This is a genomic window from Enterobacter genomosp. O (assembly GCF_001022965.1).
Taxonomy (GTDB): domain Bacteria; phylum Pseudomonadota; class Gammaproteobacteria; order Enterobacterales; family Enterobacteriaceae; genus Enterobacter; species Enterobacter cloacae_L.
The window spans coordinates 958,591-980,400 of sequence record NZ_LECZ01000027.1 but is presented as its reverse complement, the minus strand read 5'-3'; the positions used below and the strand labels follow the sequence as shown (position 1 = coordinate 980,400).

Here is a 21,810-nt window from a genome sequence, read left to right as displayed (position 1 = left end):
CTTCCTCACGCCGTCCAGGCGGCGTGAGGAAGAGCGCGATACCGTTTATCGGCCCGCTTTTAATTTTTGGTAATACTCTTCGTAGAGCCGGCTGGCGTCGCCGACGTCATTCTGCCATTCACCTTTGCTGATGGTCTGGGCATCCGGATAAAGGGATTTATCGTTAGCCACTTCCGGCTTCAGCAGCTTGCGCGCGGCCAGGTTTGGCGTCGGGTAGCCAATCGTCTCGGCAACCTGTTTCGCCACGTCCGGGCGCAGCAGGAAGTTAATCAGCTTCATCGCACCGTCCACGTTTTTCGCGTTGGCAGGGATGGCGAGGCTATCCATCCAGAAGATCCCGCCTTCCTTCGGCCAGACCACCTCAAGCGGCGTGCCGGCCTGGCGGGCCACGTACGCGGAGCCGTTCCACACCATTCCCAGATTCACTTCACCTTCCATATACGGGTTTGCCGGGTTATCAGAGTTGAACGCCGCCACGTTAGGCATCAGCTTTTTCAGCTCGTTATACGCCGCTTCAATCTCTTTTGGATCCGTCGTGTTGCCTGAGTAGCCCAGCTTGCGCAGCGCGACCTGGAAAACTTCACGCGCGTCGTCGGTTAACAACAGGCTCCCTTTGTATTCCGGTTTCCACAGGTCGGCCCAGCTGGTGACCGTTTTAGGATCGAGGGCATCGCCGTTGACGCCAATCGCGGTCGCGCCCCAGATATACGGGATGGAGTAGTCGTTATTGGGATCGAACGGTTTATTAAGCATCTCTGGATCGAGATTTGAAAAATTGGTTAGCTTCGTTTTATCGATCTTCTGAATCATCCCCTCTTTGCGCATTTTGTCGACAAAATAGGTGGAAGGAACGACCAGATCGTACGCGCCGTCTTTGTACGTTTTCAGCTTGGCGTACATGGTTTCATTCGACTCGTAGGTCGAGTAGATAACCTTGATACCCGTCTCCTTCGTGAACTGTTCCAGCAGGCCCGGCGGCACGTACTCGGTCCAGTTGTAGAAGTAGAGCGTTTTGCCGTCATCGGCGTGTGCGGCACCCATGCCAAGTACCAGTGCCGCAGCGGCGAGCATTTTTTTCATTTCATTGTCCCCTGAGATTTTGTTTTATCACGAGCAATAAGCTGGCTGGCAATGACCAGCACCAGCGAGAACACCAGCAGAATGGTCGCCAGCGCGTTCACCTCAGGCGAGACGCCGACTTTTACCATCGAGTAAATTTTCAGTGGCAGAATTTCGTAGCTCGGGCCCGTCACGAAGGAGGAGACCACCACGTCATCCATCGACAACGTGAAGCTGAGCAGCCATCCCGCCGCGACGGCGGGCATCGCCAGCGGCAGGATGATTTTGCGCAGAATGATCATCTCGCTGGCACCCAAATCTTTCGCCGCCTCCAGCATGCGCACGTCGAACCCCTTCAGGCGTGCAAAGACCGTCACCACCACGAATGGCAGGCAGAAGGTGATATGCGAGAACAGCAGTGACCAGAAGCCAAGCTGCACGCCCAGCAGCATAAACAGCACCAGCAGCGAAATGGCCATCACGATGTCCGGCGACATCATCACCACAAACAGCATGCCGCTGACGAACGGTTTGCCGCGAAAGCGATAGCGATACAGCGCCACTGCGGTCAGTGAGCCAATCAGCGTGGCGAAGGTGGCGGAGAAAATCGCCATCGTCAGCGAGTGCTGCGCCGCCTGCAGCAGGCTGTCATTGTTCATCAGCAGGCTATACCAGTCGGTGGTAAAGCCCTGCCAGCTGATGCCGAAGCGCGAGCTGTTAAACGAGTTCACGATCAAAATGATAATCGGGATATAAAGGTAAGCGTAAATGGCGGTCATAAAACCGCCGCGAAGCAGTCGACCGATCATTCGAGTTCCACCTTCTTGTTCAGCAGCCGTGACGCGCGCCAGTAAACCAGCAGCATCAGACCCATCACCACCGTTAGCGTAATGCTGGTCGCGGATCCGAACGGCCAGTCGCGAATGTTGAGGAACTGACTTTTAATCACATTCCCAATAAGCAGGTTTTTCGCGCCGCCCATCAGGTCAGACACGTAGAACAGGCCCATCGCCGGGAGCATCACCAACAGACAACCCGCGATAATGCCGGGCATGGTCAGCGGGATGATAATGCGGATAAACGTCTGAAGCTTGCTGGCACCCAAATCTTTTGCCGCTTCCAGCAGCGGTTTATCCAGCTTCTCAATACTCGAGTAGAGCGGCATCACCATAAACGGCAGCAGGATATAGACCAGACCCACAATCACCGCGCTCGGGGTAAACATGATGCGTATCGGGGTATCAATCACCCCCAGCCACAGCAGAAACGCGTTGAGATAGCCTTTGGTGCTGAGGAAAATTTTCAGCCCGTAGATGCGAATTAACGAGTTGGTCCAGAACGGCACAATCAGTAAAAACAGCAGCAGCGGGCGCACCTTCTGCGGCAGTTTCGCCAGAAACCACGCGAAAGGGTAGCCCAGCACCAGACAGGCAGCGGTGGCAATCAGCGCCATATTGAGCGAGTGCAGCAGCACGTCAAAATAGAGCGGATCGAGCAGGCGCGCGTAGTTATCCAGCGTAAAGACCAGCTTCACGAAGTTTGTATCATCGCGGGTCAGGAAGCTGGTGGCGATGATCATCAGGTTGGGTAAAAAGACAAAGAGCACAAGCCAACCGACGATCGTGGCAATCACCACATTCTGGAACTTACTTGTGTTCTTCATCAGCCAGCACAACCTCCCAGCTTTCTACCCAGTTGATAACCATTTTCTGGTCGAGAGAGTGGTCGAAGTCAGGGTCGTCCTCGTTAAAGAACTCGCTGACCATCACCATTTTGCCGTTCTCTAGCTCGACGACGGATTCCAGCGTCATCCCTTTGTAGTTGCGCTCGCGAATATAGCCGATGAGTCCTTCGGCCTCGGTGTTGCCGTGAATTTCGTCGACGCGCAGATCTTCCGGGCGCAGCAGAACGTTGAGCTTTTGTCCCTTTTCGACCGGGAAATTCACCGTGATATTGCACTCGCGACCTTCAACGTTGGCCCGCACGCGCTGGTCGTCCAGGCGTTCAATTACCGTGGCGTTGAAGAGGTTGATCTCACCAATGAAGCTGGCCACAAACAGGTTTTTCGGCTCTTCGTAAATTTCACGCGGCGTGCCGTCCTGCTCGATTTTGCCGTCGCGCATCACCACGATGCGGTCGGACATGGTCAGGGCCTCTTCCTGATCGTGGGTGACGAAGACGAAGGTAATGCCGAGCTTGCGCTGCAGGGCCTTGAGCTCGTTCTGCATCTGCTTGCGCAGCTTATAATCCAGCGCGGAGAGGGATTCATCCAGCAAGAGCAGACGAGGCTTGTTGACCACGGCGCGGGCGATGGCCACACGCTGCTGCTGGCCGCCGGAAAGCTGATGGGGTTTACGCTGTGCAAACGTCTCAAGCTGCACCATACGCAGGGCTTCGGTGACGCGCGGCTCGATCTCATTCGCTGGAGTTTTTTGCATCCTCAGGCCAAACGCCACGTTCTCAAACACGGTCATGTGCGGGAACAGGGCATAGCTCTGAAAGACGGTATTGACGTGGCGATCTTCAGCGGGAACCCGCGTGATGTCCTGGTTTTCAAGATGGATATGGCCGTTATCGACGCTTTCCAGCCCGGCGATAAGGCGCAGTACGGTTGTTTTGCCGCAGCCAGAGGGGCCAAGCAGCGTAAGAAACTCACCGTCATTGATGGTGAGATTGAGGTCGGAAATGACGTCTTTACCATCAAAACTTTTACGAATTCGTTCCAGTTTCACCAGCGGCGAACGTGAACGGGATTGTGTATTCAATTTTTGCGCTGTCCCATATAGACGCCTCAGGCAGCAGACTGAAGCGGGGTTTGTGTGTAACCACCTTGGTGACTCGTAATGAGGGCGGACATTCTACGGCAATCCCCTGCGATCGCCAATCCTTGTCACTGATTCATAAGCTACATTTACTTACGTATAACGATATAAACGGAAAATATTCTCGTTTGCGGGATAAAAGTGACCTGACGCAATATTTGCGTTTTGATGCTTATTGATAATGTTGTCACAAAAAGTGAGGGTGACTGCATGGATAAATTACTTGAGCGTTTTTTACAGTACGTTTCGCTGGATACCCAATCTAAACCGGGTGTTCGCCAGGTGCCGAGCACCGAAGGCCAGTGGAAGCTATTAAACCTGCTTAAAGAGCAGCTTGAAGCCATGGGGCTGGTCAACGTCACGTTAAGCGAGAAAGGCACTGTGATGGCAACGCTGCCGGCGAATGTCCCGGGCGACATTCCCGCGATTGGCTTTATCTCCCATGTCGACACCTCTCCGGATTTTAGCGGTAAGCATGTGAACCCGCAGATTGTTGAAAACTACCGCGGCGGCGACATTGCGCTGGGCATTGGTGACGAAGTGCTCTCTCCCGTGATGTTCCCGGTGCTGCACCAGCTGCTGGGCCAGACGCTGATCACCACCGACGGAAAAACGCTGCTGGGTGCCGATGACAAAGCCGGTATAGCCGAAATCATGACGGCGCTGGCGGTGCTGAAAGAGAAAAATATCCCGCACGGGGATATACGCGTGGCCTTTACGCCGGACGAAGAGGTCGGTAAAGGCGCGAAACATTTCGACGTGGAAGCCTTCAACGCGCAGTGGGCCTATACCGTTGACGGCGGCGGCGTCGGTGAACTGGAGTATGAAAACTTCAATGCCGCGTCCGTCACGATCAAAATTGTCGGCAACAACGTTCACCCCGGTTCGGCGAAAGGCGTGATGGTGAACGCGTTGTCGCTGGCGTCGCGAATTCATGCGGAAGTCCCGGCGGAAGAGAGCCCTGAACAGACCGAAGGGTATGAAGGTTTCTATCATCTGACCAGCATTAAAGGCACCGTGGACAGTGCACAGATGCACTACATCATCCGCGATTTCGATCGCAAAGCTTTTGAGGCGCGTAAGCGCAAGATGATGGAAATTGCGAAGAAAGTGGGCAAAGGGTTACACCCTGACTGCTATATCGAGCTGATCATTGAAGACAGCTATTACAATATGCGTGAGAAGGTGATGGCCCATCCGCATATTCTTGATATTGCCCAGCAGGCCATGCGCGACTGCGACATTGAACCGGAATTAAAACCGATTCGCGGCGGAACCGACGGTTCGCAGCTTTCATTCATGGGATTACCGTGCCCGAACCTGTTTACCGGGGGATATAACTACCATGGTAAACATGAATTCGTCACCCTCGAAGGCATGGAAAAGGCGGTGAAGGTGATTGTGCGGATAGCGGAGTTAACTGCGAAGCGGTAGCCGCTTTAAGCCGGGTGGCGGCTGCGCCTTACCCGGCCTACGTTCAAATTGTAGGCCCGGTAAGCGAAGCGCCACCGGGCACAAAGGCAAGGAGCGCCCATGTCAAACTATCGTCGCCACTACGTTCCCGGCGGCACCTGGTTTTTTACCGTCAATCTGCAAAACCGTCAGAGCGATTTGCTTACCCGTCATATCGATAGCCTCCGTGCCGCAACTGCTGCGGTTAAACGTGCAAAGCCTTTTACAATCAATGCCTGGGTCATCCTTCCTGAACATATGCACTGTATCTGGACCTTGCCGGCAGGAGACAGTGATTTTTCTGCCCGCTGGCGCGAGATCAAAAAGACATTTAGCCGCAACATCGACATGCGCTATATCTGGCAGCCACGCTTCTGGGAGCACACCGTCCGTAACGAAAAGGACTACCGTCGGCATGTGGATTACATCTACATCAATCCGGTGAAACATGGCTATGTCAGTAAGGTCAGCGACTGGCCGTATTCAACGTTTCATCGGGATGTGCAGGAAGGGTTGTATTCGGTCGATTGGACCGGAGAGCTCGAGGATTTTGCGGCGGGTGAGCGGCGATAAAAACGCCCGGTGGCGCTGCGCTTACCGGGCCTACATTCGGATCGTAGGCCGGGTAAGGCGTAGCCGCCACCCGGCAAATGCTGACGACTCAGTCCTCAAAGAACCAGTACCCGCTGTTGACCAGCGCGGCCAGCATCGCGAGGAAGGACGGGTCTTCCAGCGCATCGCCAAAGGTCTCGGCAGTCAACACCAGATGGCTGGCAATGGCTTCCAGCGCCGGACGGTGCGGGGAATCCAGCTTCTCGCCGTTAACGAAGACCTCTTCACCAATGCGCAGCACGCGCAACCCGCCCAGACGTACCAGCTTATCGCCCTGCTGGAGGGCATCATAAATCTCGTCGGCCTGATAAGGCGGCTCTGGCGGCGCAACGTCCAGCTCATGGCGAGACTGGCTGATAAACTCACCAAACCACTGACGGAAATGTTCCGGTTCGTTGATCAGATCCAGCATCATGCCGCGCAGCTTATCCAGCTCTTCGGGCAGGATATCCGCCGGATGCTCGCGCGCAGGCACATCCGGATCGCTGTAGCGATAGCTGCCCAGCTCGCGCTGCAGAACATAGTCGGCAAATCCGCTGATCATCTCGCGGCCGCTTGGCGCGCGGAACCCGACGGAGTAGTTGAGTGAGTTTTCCAGGGAGTAACCTTCGTGAGGGAATCCCGGCGGAATGTAGAGAATATCGCCTGGCTCCAGCTCTTCGTCGATGATCCCTTCAAAAGGATCGACCTGAAGCAGGTCAGGATGCGGGCAGTGCTGTTTCATTGGCACTTTTTCGCCCACGCGCCAGCGGCGGCGGCCCGTCCCCTGAATGATAAACACGTCGTACTGGTCCAGATGCGGACCTACGCCGCCGCCCGGCACGGAGAAGGAGATCATCAGATCGTCCATTCGCCAGTCGGGCAGGGCACGGAACGGGCGCATTAATGCGGCAGTGGGCTCATGCCAGTGGTTGACCGCCTGCACCAGCAGCGACCAGTTGTTTTCACCGAGGTGATCGTAGCTTTCGAAAGGACCGTGGCTAACCTGCCATTTCCCGTCCTGATGGCTGACCAGACGGCTGTCGACTTCGTTTTCCATGGCCAGGCCGGCCAGTTCGTCAGGCGAGATGGGGTCGACAAAATTGCTGAACCCGCGTTTAAGAACCACCGGGCGCTTTTGCCAGTAACGTTCAATAAACTCGGGCCAGTTAAGTGTTAAGTGATAATCCATATTTTTTTATTCCGCAGGCTCTTACTGACTCGGATTATAACGGAAGCTCGGCCCCCCGGCTGCGAGATCCTCGCATTTTTCACATAACGGGTTAACTATCGTTCGATGTGGGCTGCTGACGAGCAAAAATGACCTCCATTCTGGCCCCGCCCAGCAAACTTTCGCTGGTTTCGATTTTTCCGTCGTACTGGTCAACAATTTCCCGAGCGACGGTAAGCCCAACGCCCTGGCCGGGACGCAGCGTATCGGCGCGTTGACCGCGGTCGAATACCACATCACGTTTATTGCGCGGGATCCCCGGGCCATCATCCTCAACGATAATATGCAGTTCGTTATCGGTCTGACGCGCCGACACTTCCACAAATTCCAGGCAGTATTTGCAGGCGTTATCCAGCAGGTTACCCATCACTTCCATGAAATCATTTTTCTCACCAACAAAGCTTATCTCAGGCGAGATATCGAGGCTGATGTTCACCCCTTTACGCTGATACACCTTGTTGAGGGCGGACGTGAGGTTATCCAGAAGCGGTGCCACCGGATGCAGTTCCCGGCTCAACAGCGCGCTGCCTGAGCGCATACTGGCGCGGTGCAGATAATAGCCAATTTGCTGGGAAATACGGCTGATCTGTTCCAGCATCACCGGCTCGGCATCATCGACGCTTAGCTTTGAGCTGCGCATTGACCGCAGGGTACTTTGCATAACGGCCAACGGCGTTTTCAGGCTGTGGGTAAGATCGGTAAGGGTGGTACGGTATTTATCATAGCGCTCGCGTTCGCTTTTCAGCAGGCGGTTGAGGTTACGCACCAGGCTGGTGAGCTCGCGGGTGGTTTCCGGATTAAGCTTCTCGCGATGATGTTCCTCCAGCTCGCGAACCTCTTTCGCCAGTGATTCAATGGGGCGTAAGCTCCACCACGCCGCCACCCACAGCAGCGGGATCACCAGCAGCAAATTCGCAGCCAGAACGTAAATGAACCAACTCCAGACCATATAAGAATGCTTCAGCTCAACCGGAATGGTGTCGATCACCACGATGGTCAGCTGCGGCATGTTCAGCGTCGCGGGATAGAGGTTAATTGCAACGGAGTGCGTCATTTCCGTTTCGGCATCATCCGCGCGGATCTCGTTAAGCTTTTGCTGCAGGGAACGATCTTCACGGATCAGCGAGCTGGTGGTGTTGAGATCGGCTTCAATTTCGTGAAACCCGTTGGTTTTAAGCCACTCCGGGCGAATGCTTTTGACCAGCCAGGGAATATCACGCTGCGCCCAGAGCAACTTGCCCTTTTCGTCATAAATCAGGGCCAGTGTAGGACTCTGCTGGTTGAGGTTTTCCGGCATTTCGACGGTGATTTTGTTGTTTTCCCACTTCGCCAGGGTATAAAACAAATTGCTTTCGCCACGCAACAGGCGAAAGGTCGTTTTATCAAAGCTGACGCTGTAGCCCACCAGGGCGACCATGCCGTACGAGAGCGACAGCACCAGCACAACGGCGGCCGTTGCCAGTAAAAAACGTACCCGCAGCGAGAGGGGCAAAATATGGCGCAAAATCCGTCTCATTTAGCGTAATTCGAACAGGTAGCCCTGGCCACGGACGGTGGTAATCACATCCTGTGGGTACTGTGCCTGAATTTTCTTACGCAGTCGTCCCATCAGCACATCAATGGTATGGCTCTCGCGCAGTTCGGCGTCAGGATAAAGCTGGAGCATTAAGGAATCTTTGCTCACCACCTTGCCGCTGTTACGGATCAGCGTTTCCATGATGGTGTATTCGAAGGCGGTTAGCTTGATCACTTCGTCGTTGATCGCTAATTCCCGGCGGGAGAGATCGACCTGGAAAGGTGGGATGGAAATAACCTGTGAAGCCAGCCCGCTGTTGCGGCGTAACAGCGCCTGCATGCGCGCCGCCACCTCTTCAATATGAAACGGCTTGGTGACGTAATCGTCTGCACCCGCACTGAGCACTTCGACCTTATCCTGCCAGCCTTCACGGGCGGTCAGTACCAGAACCGGGAGGGAGACATCATGGCTGCGCCAGCGACGAATTAACGACAGGCCGTCTTCATCAGGCAACCCTAAATCGACGATGGCGATATCCGGCAGATGTTCATTGAGATAATAATCGGCTTCTTTTGCATCTTCAGCATCGTCCACCTGATGTCCCATCTCCTGAAGCTGAACCTTCAGGTGATGGCGTAGCAATGCGTTATCCTCAACAACCAGTACGCGCATCATCTTTTCTCCCAGAATTAATAGTATGAATAGTTTAACGCTGATTATGTAGTTTGAAACCAGCGTCATGAAATTAAATGACTTTTTTAATGCTACCAGTGCCTTGGGGGCGTCTTGGGGGCATTGCAGTCGGCATCTGATTATTCAGCATATTGACCTGATCCTGGTCCATATCTCCAATCCACTTCGAGTAAACCTCGTACACCATACGCGCATCCTCATGGCCCATCTGGCTGGCGATAAAGGAAGGGTTAGCACCGGCCATAAGTGTCCAGCAGGCGTATGTGTGTCGGGACTGATAAGGGTTTCTCTCACGTATTCCAGAAAGTTTAGTGCCCCGTTTCCATCCATACGAAATCGAATTTTTGGAAAAATAGCTCTCATTCACTGAAGATTTCTTTTCAGGAGTAAATACAAAACGCAGATTTTGCGGCTCGGTTTTGCCAATTTCACGGTGATGGAAAACGATCTGCTGCCTTGGGTTGTTGCCGGTGATTTCGAACTGCTCGAGCAGCGCATCATGAGCAGGCTTAAGCAGTGTAATCGTTCTGATACCTGCATCTGTTTTCGGCGGCACAAACACCCGCTTGTTCGTCAGGCTTCTTGATACGTGAATCTCACCTTTTCTCAGATCGATATCCTCCCACGCCAGAGCACAAATCTCGCCAGGCCTCATTCCCGTGTGGACGGCTACAATGATGATCAAAGCCAGTTTTCGGGGGAGGGCGGCAATCAGTGCCTGGTACTCATGAAGTAGAAGCGGATCGGGGTCTGCCTTAGATAGCTTGAGCCTGGACACGCCCTCATAAGGAGCGTGTAATATAAACTGACTTCGGTTCGCAAGCTTCAGCATTTCTGATAAAACCGCCATCTGTTTATTGACTGTTGAGGGCGCGCGTCCCTTTTTAACCAGATTAGGCATTGAAGGGTTTAATACGCTGCCGGTCAGCAGCTCTTTGCGGTAATTCAGAATATCGGCGTGCTGAATATCAGCCAGGGGAGTATTTTCTCCCACAACACGTTTCAGTGTGTTAACGGCAGATGTGAGTGAATGCAGCGTAGCCCCCGACACCTCCAGTGCCTTTGTATCAATGAAAAAATCGCTCAGCTCTTTAAATGTCGTGATCCGCTTAGTTGATGAGAATTTTTTAAGAGCCTTCGATTCAGGAAAGCGCGCCGCGTAGTCGAACTGGCCGAACTGGATCTCACTCACGATGACGGCGCGAAGGTTTCCAGCCTTCTTGATGTTGCTGCTGTTAACCACCCAGCCACGGAGAACTTCGCGGCAGCGAATGCCGCGATAGGTAAACGTGATCCTGATTTTTCCGTTGTGAAGTTCAACGCCGGTTGGAAAGTTCATCATGCTTCCTGAATAAATCTATTAATCAGCGGGAAGTTGTACCAGACCAAAGCGCGTTTGCTTTCTCCGCCGGGTACCGCGGGTACTCGCTTAAAATGAACCCCTTCAATCCAGCATCCGAGGCGATAAGCTTTTATTTGCCTGTCATCCAGCCCCGTTTTTTCAGTTAGCTTTCCCGCCACCATCCACTCTTCATCAAAAATGATTTGCGCCATGCTTAACTCCATGACGCCGCCACGATACCGCAGCGGCAGATAGTATATTGATTGTCAAAAATCACCGATCAAGGCCAGGGAGGCACCGGAGATGCCTGGCTCCGGTCATTGCCGTGGCCACGTAACTACGGGGGCGGTTAACAACCTCAACCGTAATTTTTCTCCCTTGGAACTTGATGGTGTAAAAAGTCTGCTTGTCGCTGCGACCATGCGCGCCATATTTCTCAAAATTGCATTTGAGCGCGGCGGCGCATGCTGGCCCGCCGATGTTGTCTCCCTTGCTACGGTTAATCAGACGCACAGGAGCCTTCCTGATGGTTGATAACGCTGTGTGCAAGCCCGGCGGCCATAGCCGGTAATTCCTCATACTGATTGCAATATGCCGGGTTGGAACATAAGCCCTGCAGCGCTGCAATGGTCAGCTGCTGCAGGTAGGTCACAGAAGAAAGCGGAGCGTTTGTTTCAGGTGCTGGTTCGGGCTCTGCTTTGGGCTTTGCAGTAACTGCCAGCGGATCGAGCACGAAAGATTTTGGTGGTTCCGGTCGTCGGTATTCCACGATCGCATCAAGAGCGATTTTCTGACGAACGCTAATTTCATCGGACCAGCTATCCAGCATGGTGGTGGCCACGTCGTGGATCTCCTCGTCGGTGAAATCAGGAGACAAGCAAAATTCTGTGGCGGTGATATCTTCCATCAGTAGCGGTATAACATCGGAAACGAGCTGGCCGGTGCATGCCACCACTCCCTCTGCCTCTTCTTTCCCCATGATGTCGGTGCGGCCAGAAATCAGGTCATTCAGTGCATGCAAAATTGAAATTTCGCGTTCGCCTGGTGCTGGTGGTACTTCCTGTTTTTTGACTTCATTTGAGGGGGTAGTATTTATCAGTGCATCGACAGAGAAGACGCCTCCTCCCAGGTTCTCCACCTTCGGCTGGTCCGCGGGCTGCTGCACTGGCGCGGAGCTCTGAGCGAATGCCTCATTGAGTTCTTTGTCGAGTTGCGCAGCTTTGGCAGGGCAAACTGCTGGTGGCTGAGTTTCGCCAGGTACAGGCGGTTTGGCTTCATCATTTTCGTTTACCTCAGGGGTGGCGCGGGATTTTGGGCGGCAAGCCGCATCAACCGTTTTCTGATCCGGGTGCGCGTGGTCAAATTCAACCAACTCGCGATTGATGTACTCGCGCAGCGCGACAGGATCTAGCCAGAGTTCTTCCGGAGCCGATTTAATCAAGGTGATGATGGCTGCCCGGGAATAATCCAGAATACCGGGGGTGCCGCGCAGTTTTTTCCACCATGCAGTAAAGCGGGGATCCTGTTCTGCTTCGGCCATGGCTTTCGCCGGAATAAATAATCTATTCGGGATCCCGTAAATGTCGATCTCGTCGTACATGCCCAGAATCGCAACAGCAACCTCTATCTTGAGCGTAGACAGGTTGTGTGCCAGATCCGGGCTGCGGTCTGTCTTGTTTCCTCCGCCCAAAGTGGAGCCAGTGTCCGTGCGGTTTTCTTCGGTTGTAGTGCTAACAGCCTGAGGTCGCTTTTCAATCGGCGTATCGATCCATTTGGCGATCTGCTTTTTAATGTCCGGCCACTGTGCAGAGTCTTTTGTGTTCTCACGTACCCAGGCGAGTAATTGTTCCTGCCGTTCCGGTGCCAGGGCCAGTGATCGTGTTTCTTTGGATAGTGCTTCGGCCAGCTCGCGGGCAAAGCTGGGTTCATCATCATTCTTCAGATCGACGATCTGTCCGTACTGCGCTGAAGTGATTCCAGGGACCGGGCCGAACAGTGCCAGACAAGCTGCGCGGGATGTCTGGTCGAGCTGCGCAACGATTTTAATTTCTTCCTGAGTTTTGTTGTCCTCCCATTCTTCCTTTGCATCAGCATCTTGCTGTGCCGCCGCAGCTGGTTCGCCAGCGTTAACATTCCAGATAGCCACGGTATCGAAAAATTCAGGTGAGAAAACATCAAGCTCAGGGCACGGCAAACCATCACGGTGCTCCCAGATTTTCACTTTAAAATAATCATCAATATGTTCAGGGTGCTCAGCCGCCAGCTTGCCGAAAATAACGGCTTCAGCGATGGCTTTTGTTGCCGCATTAACTGCGGTTGCAAGCGGTTTTAAATCTGGGTGTTTTTTTAATGCTTTATCTTTTGGGAAATAAGCACCACCAAATACTTTTAACTCAACAGACATAATGACCTCGCTTAATATTTGAAAAATGATGTTGAATGAAATGGCTTGCGGATGCCGTTTTTTACCTTTCTTAAAGCGTCACGTTTTTCTCTTTTTTCATTGCATTGCTCACATAAATAAATCGTGCGCTTAAAGGGGTATATGTCTGTTTTCCTTTCGTGCATTTCCGATTTTTTATATTCGCGGCAGCAAACAACGCAATGACAAATGATGTCATCCATATCAGTTAAGTAGTTGGCGTTTGTGATCGTAATAGGACATGCAGCAGGCGTTCTGTGCTACTGCGAACTTCACAGACAGCAAGCTAATGTGCTTAACAGCGCATACTGGACAATGAAACTCTCCCAGCACATAGCCGCCATCAAGCACAACGGTTACAGGGCCAGAGGATGGTAAATGGACCACGCCAGAAATAATCCCGTTAATATTAAATGTCGCAATTTCTTTGTTTACTATTGCCAGACTCATTTCAATGGTTGTTACTTCTAATTTCATTTCAGATACCTTGTTTTAGCTTGAGAGAATCCCTGCCGTTTAAGGCATGGTTTTTAATCGTGTATAATTAAATGACAGTCAGGTTATTGCGTTTTTATCGACGCTATTAACCTTCAGAGTTCAGGGTTGCCTTTTTGAGCAAGCAAATAACAAAGTTTTCGAAGTTTTATTTCAAACCAGTTAAGGCGGACTGCCTGTTGCCGTGATGGTTGACGATTAAAGTCTGTCATAATGAATCCCTTATTAAGGTTATTAACAGCCATCTACAATTTTCGATTGCCCACAACTGGAAGCACACTCCGCCAGCTAACAAACCAATCCCCATTAGTGAAAGGGTGGAATGTGCTTCCATGTTGTGCGCCTGTCTTTTCACCACTTCAGGCTCGGTGGTATTCTGGTTGCTCTCACACAGCCAGAAGGAAACTTGCATGCGCGGAGTCGTCGTACATCATGAGCACCGCATTGGTTACATCGTTATCCGTGACCTAATCGGAGAGTTCACGGTCGCTGAGCTGCTCGGTGGGTATGACGTCGAGAAGGGGCACGTCATATCCGGTGAGCTCCACAGTCTTGGTGGCGAAACCTTCACGAACGAGACTGAGGAAGAAGAGATTGAGGTGTTTGTTCAGGGTTACGGCATGTCTGAAAAGCAATCAATTCTCATGATCCGAGGTACTCGTTAATCCACCCACGAAAAAGAGCACAGTGCTTTAACGTCGCGTTGCAGTATTCAACGGAGACAATGTGACCTTGTGTTAAATGAGGCTTAATCTCTTCGTTGAACTGCAACCCTCGCTTAGCTGCCAGCTCCAAGCGTCCAATCTTTTCAAAAAGTTCTTCCACATTCTTATCCACTTACTCTCCTCAACTCATACTGGCGAATCATCCCGGTCTTCATATGCCCCGGGCGGCTACTTCGCGGGCATCCTGCCAGTTCGCTTTTTCACCCTTATCGCCGGGTAGGCGGAACGTTTACTGATTACTGCGTGTTTTGTTGGTCTAAGTTTATAAGCAAATAAACCGATATGTAAAGTTAATAGTAAACAAAAAGGCGTGAAAAATTGGATGTGGTTGAATTTGGAGAAAAAAAAGACCGCAACAAGCGGTCTTTAGGGGAGTTAGTCTATTTCGAGGTCTTTGAGCATCTGAAGGATTTCTTGTTTGCTCTTGCCTTTAAGCCTTGCCTTGAGCTCATTGTCTATGGAGTTAACTTGGGCTCTGAGGTTTACCATGTGCTGCTCTTTTTCCCATTCAGCAAGGCTGTCGAAAAGGTCTAGCAGTTCTTCATGGCGCGCGTCAAATGGGCGAGGGGATCTTATCTCTTCACCCATAGGTTCTTCATCAAGATAACCAGGAGCCATGCCGTAATCTCGTTCAATACGGCGCGCAGCTCTCTCGCCGAACGACGCTTTGCCGTTGATCAGCTGTGAAAGGTAGCTCTTCTCTTTCTCCGGCAGGGTTCTGCTGGAAAACCATGCCGCTAGGCGCTTACGCCTGATTTCTTTTGTGTCCATTCAGTCATTTTGATTAGTAATTTCTAAACAAGCAAAAACTTGACATTAATGTTTAGTGGTTTATAAACTTACAGCTCAACACACAGGAGCAATTATGCAACTCAATGACTTTTTGAAAGCCGGTGGGCCAAAGATCCGCAAGGCGCTGGAGCAACACCTTGGGATATCGAAATCTTACCTCTCCCAACTTGCAACGGGGCGGGCTGCTATTTCGCCGAGTCGATGCATCGTTATCGAAACCTTTACCGATGGAAAGGTTTCTCGTTCTGACATGCGGCCAAGCGATTGGGCTGAAATTTGGCCTGATTACAAGCCAAAAAATAACACAACAGCTCAGGAGGATACTGACTGATGGAAATCAAAAAACTGGCATGTGAGCTGGAGTCCTGGGCGCAGGAAAAGGGCTGGAAGACAGTCACGCAGCTGATAACCCCGCATCACTTTGGCGATCTGCTTCAGTCACTGGATGACGTTTCGGATCCGGACGAGTACGCGCGCCGGCTGCACAACAACAAGCAGATTATTCAGCGTGCATTCCGCAACTCTACACCTAACTACCTGAAACAGGCTGAAGCCCTGAGCTATGCCATCCGCACCGCCATTGATAACGAGCTGGAGCAGAAAGACTGCATGCTCTACCGGGCATCAGCACTGAAGAAACCGTGATCGAATACCGGGAGATTCTCCGCCGTGAAAAGACCTGTGATCTGCCTGTTCCTGCTGATATCGCTGGTGGGCTGCTCGAATACGCGCACCGTTTACGTGCCAGCGCAATGCACACCGATACCGGCCGACCTGACGAAACCGATGATCGTGCCGCTGCCGCCAGCTCAATGACATATTGCCAGGCCGTTTTGTGGATTAAGCCGCTACTGGCCATTATTGAGAAGGGCAATAATAACTTTGCGGTTATCAGGCAGATCGAACTGGAAAGGACAAATCAGAAATTAGTCACGCAAGGGAGGTGAGAAATTATGAATTATGACTTCGCAACATCAAAAAAAGCCCTCACAAGGAGGGCTACAGGAGTCTCAGTTTCACTTGCTCTTTTTATATCGATGATTCCCTGGAGTTGGCAGTCTCCTCATCAGAGTCTTTGGTAGCCTGGCACTCAGCCAGTAATCAACAAGCGTAAGCGAAAAGCATTAGGAATTTCCTGAGGTTGAAAGCTCTTGTCTGTTCCAGGTGCATACCTGATACCCACCAAGAAGAAAAACCTCAGTTGCAATTCCCATTCAATAAAAAGAATGTGGTCTGACAGTATTCGGCCAAAAAAATTGCCCCTGGTGCGGGGCAAGTATGAGTTGAATCTTTTGTTTTGTTTATGTGCTTCTTGCTCTAAGGCAGCGTGACAATAACACTGCATTAAAAAATTGCAAACAAAATGCATCTTTTGTTGTGACAACGGACAACAGATCCATTAACTAATGGTTATTCCCTCAGGTAGATATAGCCATAAATCTCACTAAAAGGAGAGGTATGCAGGTCACTATTGATGGTGTCCCGTATGCACCCGCCTGCGCAATTTCATCGCGGATCGGCATTGCAATTACGACACATCAGCGTGCCGACGTTCTGAAACGTGCGCTTGAACAGCACATGAAGCACCTGCCAGCCGGTGCAATGGTGGCCGTTGTAGATGATGGTTCGAAACCGGCCGCGGTAGGACCTGACGGCGTGCAGCTGCTTCGCCATGAAACATCACTCGACATTGTTGCTTCGAAGAATGCCAGCCTGTCAGCTCTGATGGATGCCGGGTCGAGCATCTATTTTTGTGGGATGATGATGCTTGGCCTATCGCTGATGACTGGCACCTACCTTACATCGAATCACCTGAGCCGCATTTGGCTTACCAGTTTCTGGATCTGGCCGATAGCAAAAAGCTGAATGATATGGCCGGTTCTGCTGCGCTGATGGCCGTCACGTTCAGCGTGTTTGTTGCTGGCAGCAATCGCGTTAGCGGTAAGGCAAAGGCAAAAGCCAATCAGCAGCGCACTGAAGAAAATGCAGCGGCGACCGTTGCCGCGGCAGAACGTAAGGCGGGAGTCACGAAAGAGGCCAGCAATGTACAGCAGAATGTTAATCACATGCCTGATAACGATGTTGATCGCGAGTTGCGCACAGACTGGACCCGCAAGGGTTGAGGTAGTGGACACTGCTTGCGATTGGGTTAGACCCATTAACGGAACCGCTCATGATTGGGATGTACTAGATCGCCAGACGAAAAAAGACATCCTGGCGCATAACAAAGCGTGGCAGGCGAACTGCCATATTTAAATGCGTATTACAGTAGTATTTTTACATAAAATCGAAACCAGAAATCCCCTATAATCGTGTGCATATTGATCCCTTTATGGAATGAATTATGCACGATCATAGCAGTAGCTTGGATAAAATAATTAGTATTATTATAGTGTTAGCTGTAGAACATTGGATAGTTGCCTCTCTCGTGATTGGTTTGGTCATGTACCTAATAGGGGCGGCCATAAATGAGAATGCACAGACAAACATTGGTGCGATCACATCTGGAGTGATCGGGGTATGTGGGCAATTGATTTTCGGTTTTGGCGTGCTCGCAAGTATCGTAGGGATTGTGAAATTCCTTTGGATCCATGCTTGAAGTGATCATTACAGAGCTCACCTGCTGGTGGGCTTGATAATGGTTAGCTACACAGCAGTAATAACTTTTGACCTGTGCTAATGTAAATCTTCCAAAAAAGGAGGGTTTATGATTGATCAAAATACAGTTGTTCGGGTTCGTTATGGACAAGGGCAGGAAGTAAATCTTGGTAAGCTTTCTGTTTTCGAATACACAGCCCCTATGTCTGATGGAAGAATAAGCATCACCTTTTCAAAGAATGGACACCAATTTAACCGTAATGATGTCGCGGAGCTGATGAAAATGGCACAAGATACCGTGGATCTTGTACTTGTTAGCGACACAAAAGATCATACCTATATGGTTAAACTGGAGGAGGTGAAACTCCAGACCGGCGAGGATTGGGAATTGCTTGAACTGAAATCAGTAAGGCTTAAACAGCCCTAAACAGTTTTAAAAGGTCGCTTCGGCGGCCTTTTTTATTAGCTTGGCAGGAGTGTGATATGAATACTTTTGCCTGTGTGGCAAGCGGCCCTTCGCTTACTGCGGTAGATTGTAAACTTCTTCATAAAGCAGGAATAGCTACTATCGCTGTGAATAACTCCTGGGAAGTTGTTCCCTTTTCTTCATCTATCTATGCCGCGGACTGCTGCTGGAGGGAAGAATACGGCGCATGAATCATATCAGGCGGTCCGGTGGTTTTCTCTGGCTAAATAAGGCAGACAGATAAAGAAGGCGTCCGGATGGACGCCTTTGGTAGTTTACCTGCCGTTCGGATAAGGATCGGCTTCAGCATCACCCTGACCACTCAGGGAAGTCCAGGTGAATTTGGTGTGTTTTATCGGGAAGTCTTTCTTATTGCTGTTCGGACATACCTGGAGAGAGGTATTGGATGGCTTGGTGATTTCGTGGCCACAGTCGTCGCAGCGGTAAGTACCGGAAGAAGTGTCGCTTCCGTTAGGAATGCCAGTTTTGTGCATAGTCAAATTTCCAAAAAGAACGCCACAACATTGTGACCTTGTTTACCTTGTGGTTACTGGTGGTTTTTTCAAGTTAACCTACTGAAAATTAGCGTGATATTATTCACGTTTCACGGGTCCTCCTGGCGATTTGGAACACCGAGGGGGCGACGACACGCGGGAAACGTCTAGTTTTTTGCATTTTATGGGTTTCATCATCATCCGTTTAACCTCTTGATATTTCAGTCCTGATGATTTTCAGGATGTCGAAATGCCTATTTTTTGTTCACCATCATGGATAACGAACTGAAAAATTTCCGGCTGAATATCACTCAGCTGGCAGCCATTACCGATCTTCACCGTCAGACGGTCGCAGGCAAGCTGGCAAATGTGCAACCCGCACCCGGCAGCAATCCGAAACTTAAGCTTTATGCCATTGCCGATATTTTGCGGGAGCTGCTGACTAGCACCACACCGTCGGAGCTGGTGGATGTCGACAAAATGCTACCTCCCGATCGCAAAGCCTGGTTTCAGTCGGAGCGTGAACGGCTCAAGTTTCAGCGGGAAACAGGGGAGCTGATCCCGGCCTCCGAAGTCACCAGGGAGTTTTCTTCCATGGCGAAAGCGATGGTTCAGGTACTGGAAACTTTACCCGATATTCTTGAGCGCGATTGCGCCATGACCCCTGCAGCGGTTGTCAGGGTGCAGCAGGTTATTGACGATCTGCGCGATCAGATAGCCCTCAAAGTTGAGCAGGCCGACTCACCGGAACAGGAGGATATGCCAGAAGAGGAGTAAATCATGCGACAGGCCACGGCAGCGGAAGTCAGGCGTAACGCTTCCGCTATTCTCAAAGCCCCGCGCCGTATGCCTGTGGCGGAGGCGGTTCAGAAATTTATGCGCGTACCTATGGGAGCCGGTAACTCGGTACCTTGGGACCCTGCTGTCGCTCCCTATGTGATCGAGCCAATGAACTGCCTCGCGATGCGTGAATACGATGCGGTGGTGTTTGTTGGACCGGCAAGAACGGGGAAAACGATCGGCCTGGTGGATGGCTGGGTGGTTTACAACATCGTCTGCGACCCGTCCGATATGCTCGTCGTTCAGATGACCGAAGAGAAAGCCCGCGAGCACTCAAAAAAGCGACTGGCCAGAACCTTCCGTGTAAGTCCTGAGGTGGCAAAACGCCTGAGCCCGTTGCGAAACGACAATAACGTGCATGATCGTACTTTTCTGGCGGGTAACTATCTCAAGATCGGCTGGCCTTCAATCAACATCATGTCCTCGTCAGATTTCAAATGTGTGGCGCTCACGGATTATGACCGCTTCCCTGAGGACATCGACGGCGAGGGTGACGGCTTTACCCTGGCTTCCAAGCGTACCACGACGTTTATGTCCGCCGGGATGACGCTGGTGGAGTGTTCTCCGGGACGTGATATTCGCGACAGCAAATGGCGCCGTAAGTCTCCTCATGAAGCGCCACCGACGACAGGTGCGCTTTCTCTGTACAACCGCGGCGATCGCCGTCGATGGTACTGGCCGTGCCCGCATTGTGGTGAATTTTTTCAGCCAGCCATGGAGGCGATGACCGGCTACCGCGATGAGCCTGATCCGGTGAAAGCCAGCGAGTCAGCCCATCTGCTTTGCCCGCACTGCAGCAGCGTTATCACCGCAGATAAAAAGCGCGAGCTTAACGGGGTGGGGGTCTGGCTGCGTGAAGGTCAGAGTGTTGACCGTGACGGCAATATTTCCGGTGAGCCGCGCCGCTCCCGTATCGCCAGTTTCTGGATGGAAGGCCCAGCAGCTGCGTATCAGACCTGGGCGCAACTGGTCTATAAGCTGCTGACCGCTGAGCAGGAGTACGAGGCCACGGGCAGCGAAGAAACCCTCAAGGCGGTTATCAACACCGACTGGGGGCTGCCATACCTGCCGCGCTCGGCCAGCGAACAGCGGCGCGCCGATGCGCTGATGCTGCGTGCGGAGGATTACGGTAAACGCCTGGTTCCGCCAAAAGTGCGTTTTCTGCTGGCGGCCGTTGACGTCCAGGGCGGCAAAAAGCGCCGTTTCGTCGTGCAGATTATTGGTTATGGCGAAAACGGTGAGCGCTGGCTGGTGGACCGCTACAACATTCGCCAGTCGCTACGCTGCAATGAGCACGGCGAGGCGGAGCCTGTTCACCCCGGTGCCTATCCGGAGGACTGGCAACTGTTGGTCTCCGATGTGCTGGAAAAAACCTATGCGCTGCAGTCTGACCCGGTGCGGCGTATGCCGGTTCTGGCGATGGCCGTCGACAGTGGCGGTGAAGAAGGCGTGACGGACAACGCATATAAATTCTGGCGCCAGTGCCGGCGCGATGGCCTGGGTAAACGCGTTTACCTGGTCAAGGGCGACAGTACAAAGCGCCAGAAAATTATCACCAAAACCCACCCGAACAATACCGAACGCAGCGACCGTCGTGCTGATGCGCGTGGCGAGGTGCCGGTGTATCTGCTGCAGACCGACCTGCTTAAGGACCAGCTCAGCAACAATCTGGACCGCGAAACCCCCGGTGGCGGTTACATCCATTTTCCTGACTGGCTGGGAGAGTGGTTCTACGAGGAACTGACCTACGAAGAACGCGGTGTTGACGGCAAATGGCGAAAACCGGGTAAGGGCGCCAATGAAGCCTTTGACCTGTTCTGCTATGCCCACGCCGTGGCGGTCCTGCGCGGGTACGAAAAAATCCGTGACTGGGAAAAACCGCCAGCATGGGCAGAGCTACAGGATCTCAACCCAAATATTTTTGAAGGGGAACGCCCCCGGGAGATAACCGTGAAAAAAACAAAACCCGTTCAAACGACTGTTAAGGCTGAACCTGAAAAGGACACAGTTCTCTCCGGCAGCTGGCTGGGATCTTCCGGCAAGGGAGGCTGGTTGTGACGAAAGATGATATCTGGAAAACGCTGCTGAAGGTGCGTCAGGCCTACCAGGACTCGCTTGACGGCAAGAGCATTTCATTCACTGGCGTTAACGGTCGCGCCATTACCAACCACGATCCGAAAGCGCTGCGCGACGAGCTTGAATACTGGGAACGGCGCTGGCGGACGGTAAATTGCCGCGGCGGTTCGTACAAACTCGCTAACTTTTTGTAAGG

The 21,810-nt window shown here is 52.0% G+C and carries 26 protein-coding genes and 2 pseudogenes; 14 read left to right on the top strand and 14 right to left on the bottom strand.

Annotated features, from left to right (window positions below):
- Positions 1–45: 45 nt before the first annotated feature.
- The 4 genes from potD to potA are packed head-to-tail and all read right to left on the bottom strand — an operon-like array spanning position 46 to position 3,854.
- Positions 46–1,080, bottom strand: coding sequence for a spermidine/putrescine ABC transporter substrate-binding protein PotD (potD, locus tag ABR39_RS23485; RefSeq protein ID WP_047348970.1), 1,035 nt, complete (start codon positions 1,078–1,080; stop codon positions 46–48).
- On the bottom strand, positions 1,077–1,868 hold the full coding sequence (potC, locus tag ABR39_RS23480) for a spermidine/putrescine ABC transporter permease PotC (RefSeq protein WP_047348969.1): 792 nt from the start codon (positions 1,866–1,868) through the stop codon (positions 1,077–1,079). The genes potD and potC overlap by 4 nt, the downstream gene beginning before the upstream one ends.
- The gene (potB, locus tag ABR39_RS23475) at positions 1,865–2,722 is read right to left on the bottom strand and encodes a spermidine/putrescine ABC transporter permease PotB (protein WP_047348968.1); all 858 of its coding nucleotides are present in this window, start codon (positions 2,720–2,722) and stop codon (positions 1,865–1,867) included. The genes potC and potB overlap by 4 nt, the downstream gene beginning before the upstream one ends.
- Positions 2,706–3,854: a spermidine/putrescine ABC transporter ATP-binding protein PotA gene (potA, locus tag ABR39_RS23470; RefSeq protein ID WP_165587305.1), complete on the bottom strand. Its 1,149-nt coding sequence runs from the start codon at positions 3,852–3,854 to the stop codon at positions 2,706–2,708. The genes potB and potA overlap by 17 nt, the downstream gene beginning before the upstream one ends.
- A 237-nt stretch (positions 3,855–4,091) precedes the next feature.
- Between potA and pepT the strand changes: the two genes are divergently transcribed.
- Positions 4,092–5,315 carry a peptidase T gene (gene pepT, locus ABR39_RS23465; RefSeq protein WP_047348966.1) on the top strand — a complete coding sequence of 408 codons (1,224 nt, stop codon included), beginning with the start codon at positions 4,092–4,094 and terminating at the stop codon, positions 5,313–5,315.
- Positions 5,316–5,414: 99 nt separating this feature from the next.
- A complete protein-coding gene (locus ABR39_RS23460) occupies positions 5,415–5,906 on the top strand; it encodes an REP-associated tyrosine transposase (RefSeq protein WP_047348965.1) in 492 nt (163 codons plus the stop codon).
- Between the two features lie 88 nt (positions 5,907–5,994).
- Here ABR39_RS23460 and ABR39_RS23455 read toward each other — a convergent pair whose 3' ends face one another.
- From ABR39_RS23455 to ABR39_RS23420, 8 genes are all read right to left on the bottom strand, one after another.
- Complete coding sequence (locus tag ABR39_RS23455; RefSeq protein WP_047348964.1) at positions 5,995–7,116, bottom strand: cupin domain-containing protein; 1,122 nt, start codon at positions 7,114–7,116, stop codon at positions 5,995–5,997.
- A gap of 91 nt (positions 7,117–7,207) precedes the next feature.
- A complete protein-coding gene (phoQ, locus tag ABR39_RS23450; protein WP_047348963.1) occupies positions 7,208–8,671 on the bottom strand; it encodes a two-component system sensor histidine kinase PhoQ in 1,464 nt (487 codons plus the stop codon).
- Positions 8,672–9,343, bottom strand: a complete 672-nt coding sequence (gene phoP, locus ABR39_RS23445; RefSeq protein WP_045285019.1) for a two-component system response regulator PhoP — start codon at positions 9,341–9,343, stop codon at positions 8,672–8,674.
- A 73-nt stretch (positions 9,344–9,416) separates the two neighbouring features.
- Complete coding sequence (locus ABR39_RS23440) at positions 9,417–10,703, bottom strand: site-specific integrase (protein WP_047348962.1); 1,287 nt, start codon at positions 10,701–10,703, stop codon at positions 9,417–9,419.
- Complete coding sequence (gene xisR, locus ABR39_RS23435; RefSeq protein WP_010429804.1) at positions 10,703–10,918, bottom strand: excisionase family protein; 216 nt, start codon at positions 10,916–10,918, stop codon at positions 10,703–10,705. Before xisR ends, ABR39_RS23440 begins: the two co-directional genes overlap by 1 nt.
- 61 nt (positions 10,919–10,979) lie before the next feature.
- Complete coding sequence (locus ABR39_RS23430) at positions 10,980–11,285, bottom strand: DUF4060 family protein (protein ID WP_346417731.1); 306 nt, start codon at positions 11,283–11,285, stop codon at positions 10,980–10,982.
- The gene (locus tag ABR39_RS23425) at positions 11,206–13,110 is read right to left on the bottom strand and encodes a hypothetical protein (protein ID WP_047348960.1); all 1,905 of its coding nucleotides are present in this window, start codon (positions 13,108–13,110) and stop codon (positions 11,206–11,208) included. The genes ABR39_RS23430 and ABR39_RS23425 overlap by 80 nt, the downstream gene beginning before the upstream one ends.
- A gap of 222 nt (positions 13,111–13,332) precedes the next feature.
- The gene (locus ABR39_RS23420) at positions 13,333–13,605 is read right to left on the bottom strand and encodes a hypothetical protein (protein WP_047348959.1); all 273 of its coding nucleotides are present in this window, start codon (positions 13,603–13,605) and stop codon (positions 13,333–13,335) included.
- A gap of 428 nt (positions 13,606–14,033) precedes the next feature.
- Here ABR39_RS23420 and ABR39_RS23415 point away from each other — a divergent pair, with 428 nt between their 5' ends.
- Positions 14,034–14,288 carry a hypothetical protein gene (locus tag ABR39_RS23415; RefSeq protein ID WP_047348958.1) on the top strand — a complete coding sequence of 85 codons (255 nt, stop codon included), beginning with the start codon at positions 14,034–14,036 and terminating at the stop codon, positions 14,286–14,288.
- A gap of 435 nt (positions 14,289–14,723) precedes the next feature.
- On the opposite strand, the gene ABR39_RS26300 is transcribed toward ABR39_RS23415, so the two are convergent.
- Positions 14,724–15,119, bottom strand: a complete 396-nt coding sequence (locus tag ABR39_RS26300; RefSeq protein ID WP_023311188.1) for a hypothetical protein — start codon at positions 15,117–15,119, stop codon at positions 14,724–14,726.
- 94 nt (positions 15,120–15,213) lie between these two features.
- Here ABR39_RS26300 and ABR39_RS23405 point away from each other — a divergent pair, with 94 nt between their 5' ends.
- The 8 genes and pseudogenes from ABR39_RS23405 to ABR39_RS26045 all read left to right on the top strand — a co-directional run bounded on the left by ABR39_RS23405 (position 15,214) and on the right by ABR39_RS26045 (position 18,395).
- Complete coding sequence (locus ABR39_RS23405; protein WP_023311189.1) at positions 15,214–15,471, top strand: transcriptional regulator; 258 nt, start codon at positions 15,214–15,216, stop codon at positions 15,469–15,471.
- Entirely contained in the window at positions 15,471–15,785 is a 315-nt protein-coding gene (locus tag ABR39_RS23400; RefSeq protein WP_240477093.1) for a hypothetical protein, read from the top strand. The genes ABR39_RS23405 and ABR39_RS23400 overlap by 1 nt, the downstream gene beginning before the upstream one ends.
- Positions 15,761–16,087, top strand: a pseudogene (locus ABR39_RS23395) (hypothetical protein); the annotation flags it as partial. The gene ABR39_RS23400 and the pseudogene ABR39_RS23395, both read left to right, overlap by 25 nt.
- Positions 16,088–16,598: 511 nt before the next feature.
- A pseudogene (locus tag ABR39_RS23390) lies at positions 16,599–17,017 on the top strand (glycosyltransferase family 2 protein); the annotation flags it as partial.
- Positions 17,018–17,032: 15 nt separating this feature from the next.
- Positions 17,033–17,263: a hypothetical protein gene (locus ABR39_RS26050; protein WP_240477096.1), complete on the top strand. Its 231-nt coding sequence runs from the start codon at positions 17,033–17,035 to the stop codon at positions 17,261–17,263.
- A gap of 221 nt (positions 17,264–17,484) precedes the next feature.
- Positions 17,485–17,739: a hypothetical protein gene (locus tag ABR39_RS23380; protein ID WP_047348955.1), complete on the top strand. Its 255-nt coding sequence runs from the start codon at positions 17,485–17,487 to the stop codon at positions 17,737–17,739.
- Positions 17,740–17,847: 108 nt separating this feature from the next.
- Positions 17,848–18,165: a hypothetical protein gene (locus tag ABR39_RS23375; RefSeq protein ID WP_047348954.1), complete on the top strand. Its 318-nt coding sequence runs from the start codon at positions 17,848–17,850 to the stop codon at positions 18,163–18,165.
- A 56-nt stretch (positions 18,166–18,221) separates the two neighbouring features.
- A complete protein-coding gene (locus ABR39_RS26045; protein WP_165587298.1) occupies positions 18,222–18,395 on the top strand; it encodes a hypothetical protein in 174 nt (57 codons plus the stop codon).
- Between the two features lie 84 nt (positions 18,396–18,479).
- On the opposite strand, the gene ABR39_RS25245 is transcribed toward ABR39_RS26045, so the two are convergent.
- Positions 18,480–18,698, bottom strand: a complete 219-nt coding sequence (locus ABR39_RS25245; protein WP_072059279.1) for a hypothetical protein — start codon at positions 18,696–18,698, stop codon at positions 18,480–18,482.
- A 273-nt stretch (positions 18,699–18,971) separates the two neighbouring features.
- On the opposite strand from ABR39_RS25245, the gene ABR39_RS23365 reads away from it, so the two are divergent.
- From ABR39_RS23365 to ABR39_RS23355, 3 genes are read left to right on the top strand one after another with little or no spacing between them, the layout of a single operon-like run.
- Positions 18,972–19,475 carry a DUF1441 family protein gene (locus ABR39_RS23365; protein ID WP_047348952.1) on the top strand — a complete coding sequence of 168 codons (504 nt, stop codon included), beginning with the start codon at positions 18,972–18,974 and terminating at the stop codon, positions 19,473–19,475.
- A gap of 3 nt (positions 19,476–19,478) precedes the next feature.
- A complete protein-coding gene (locus ABR39_RS23360) occupies positions 19,479–21,596 on the top strand; it encodes a phage terminase large subunit family protein (protein WP_047348951.1) in 2,118 nt (705 codons plus the stop codon).
- Positions 21,593–21,808 carry a hypothetical protein gene (locus tag ABR39_RS23355; RefSeq protein WP_047348950.1) on the top strand — a complete coding sequence of 72 codons (216 nt, stop codon included), beginning with the start codon at positions 21,593–21,595 and terminating at the stop codon, positions 21,806–21,808. Before ABR39_RS23360 ends, ABR39_RS23355 begins: the two co-directional genes overlap by 4 nt.
- Positions 21,809–21,810: the final 2 nt, after the last annotated feature.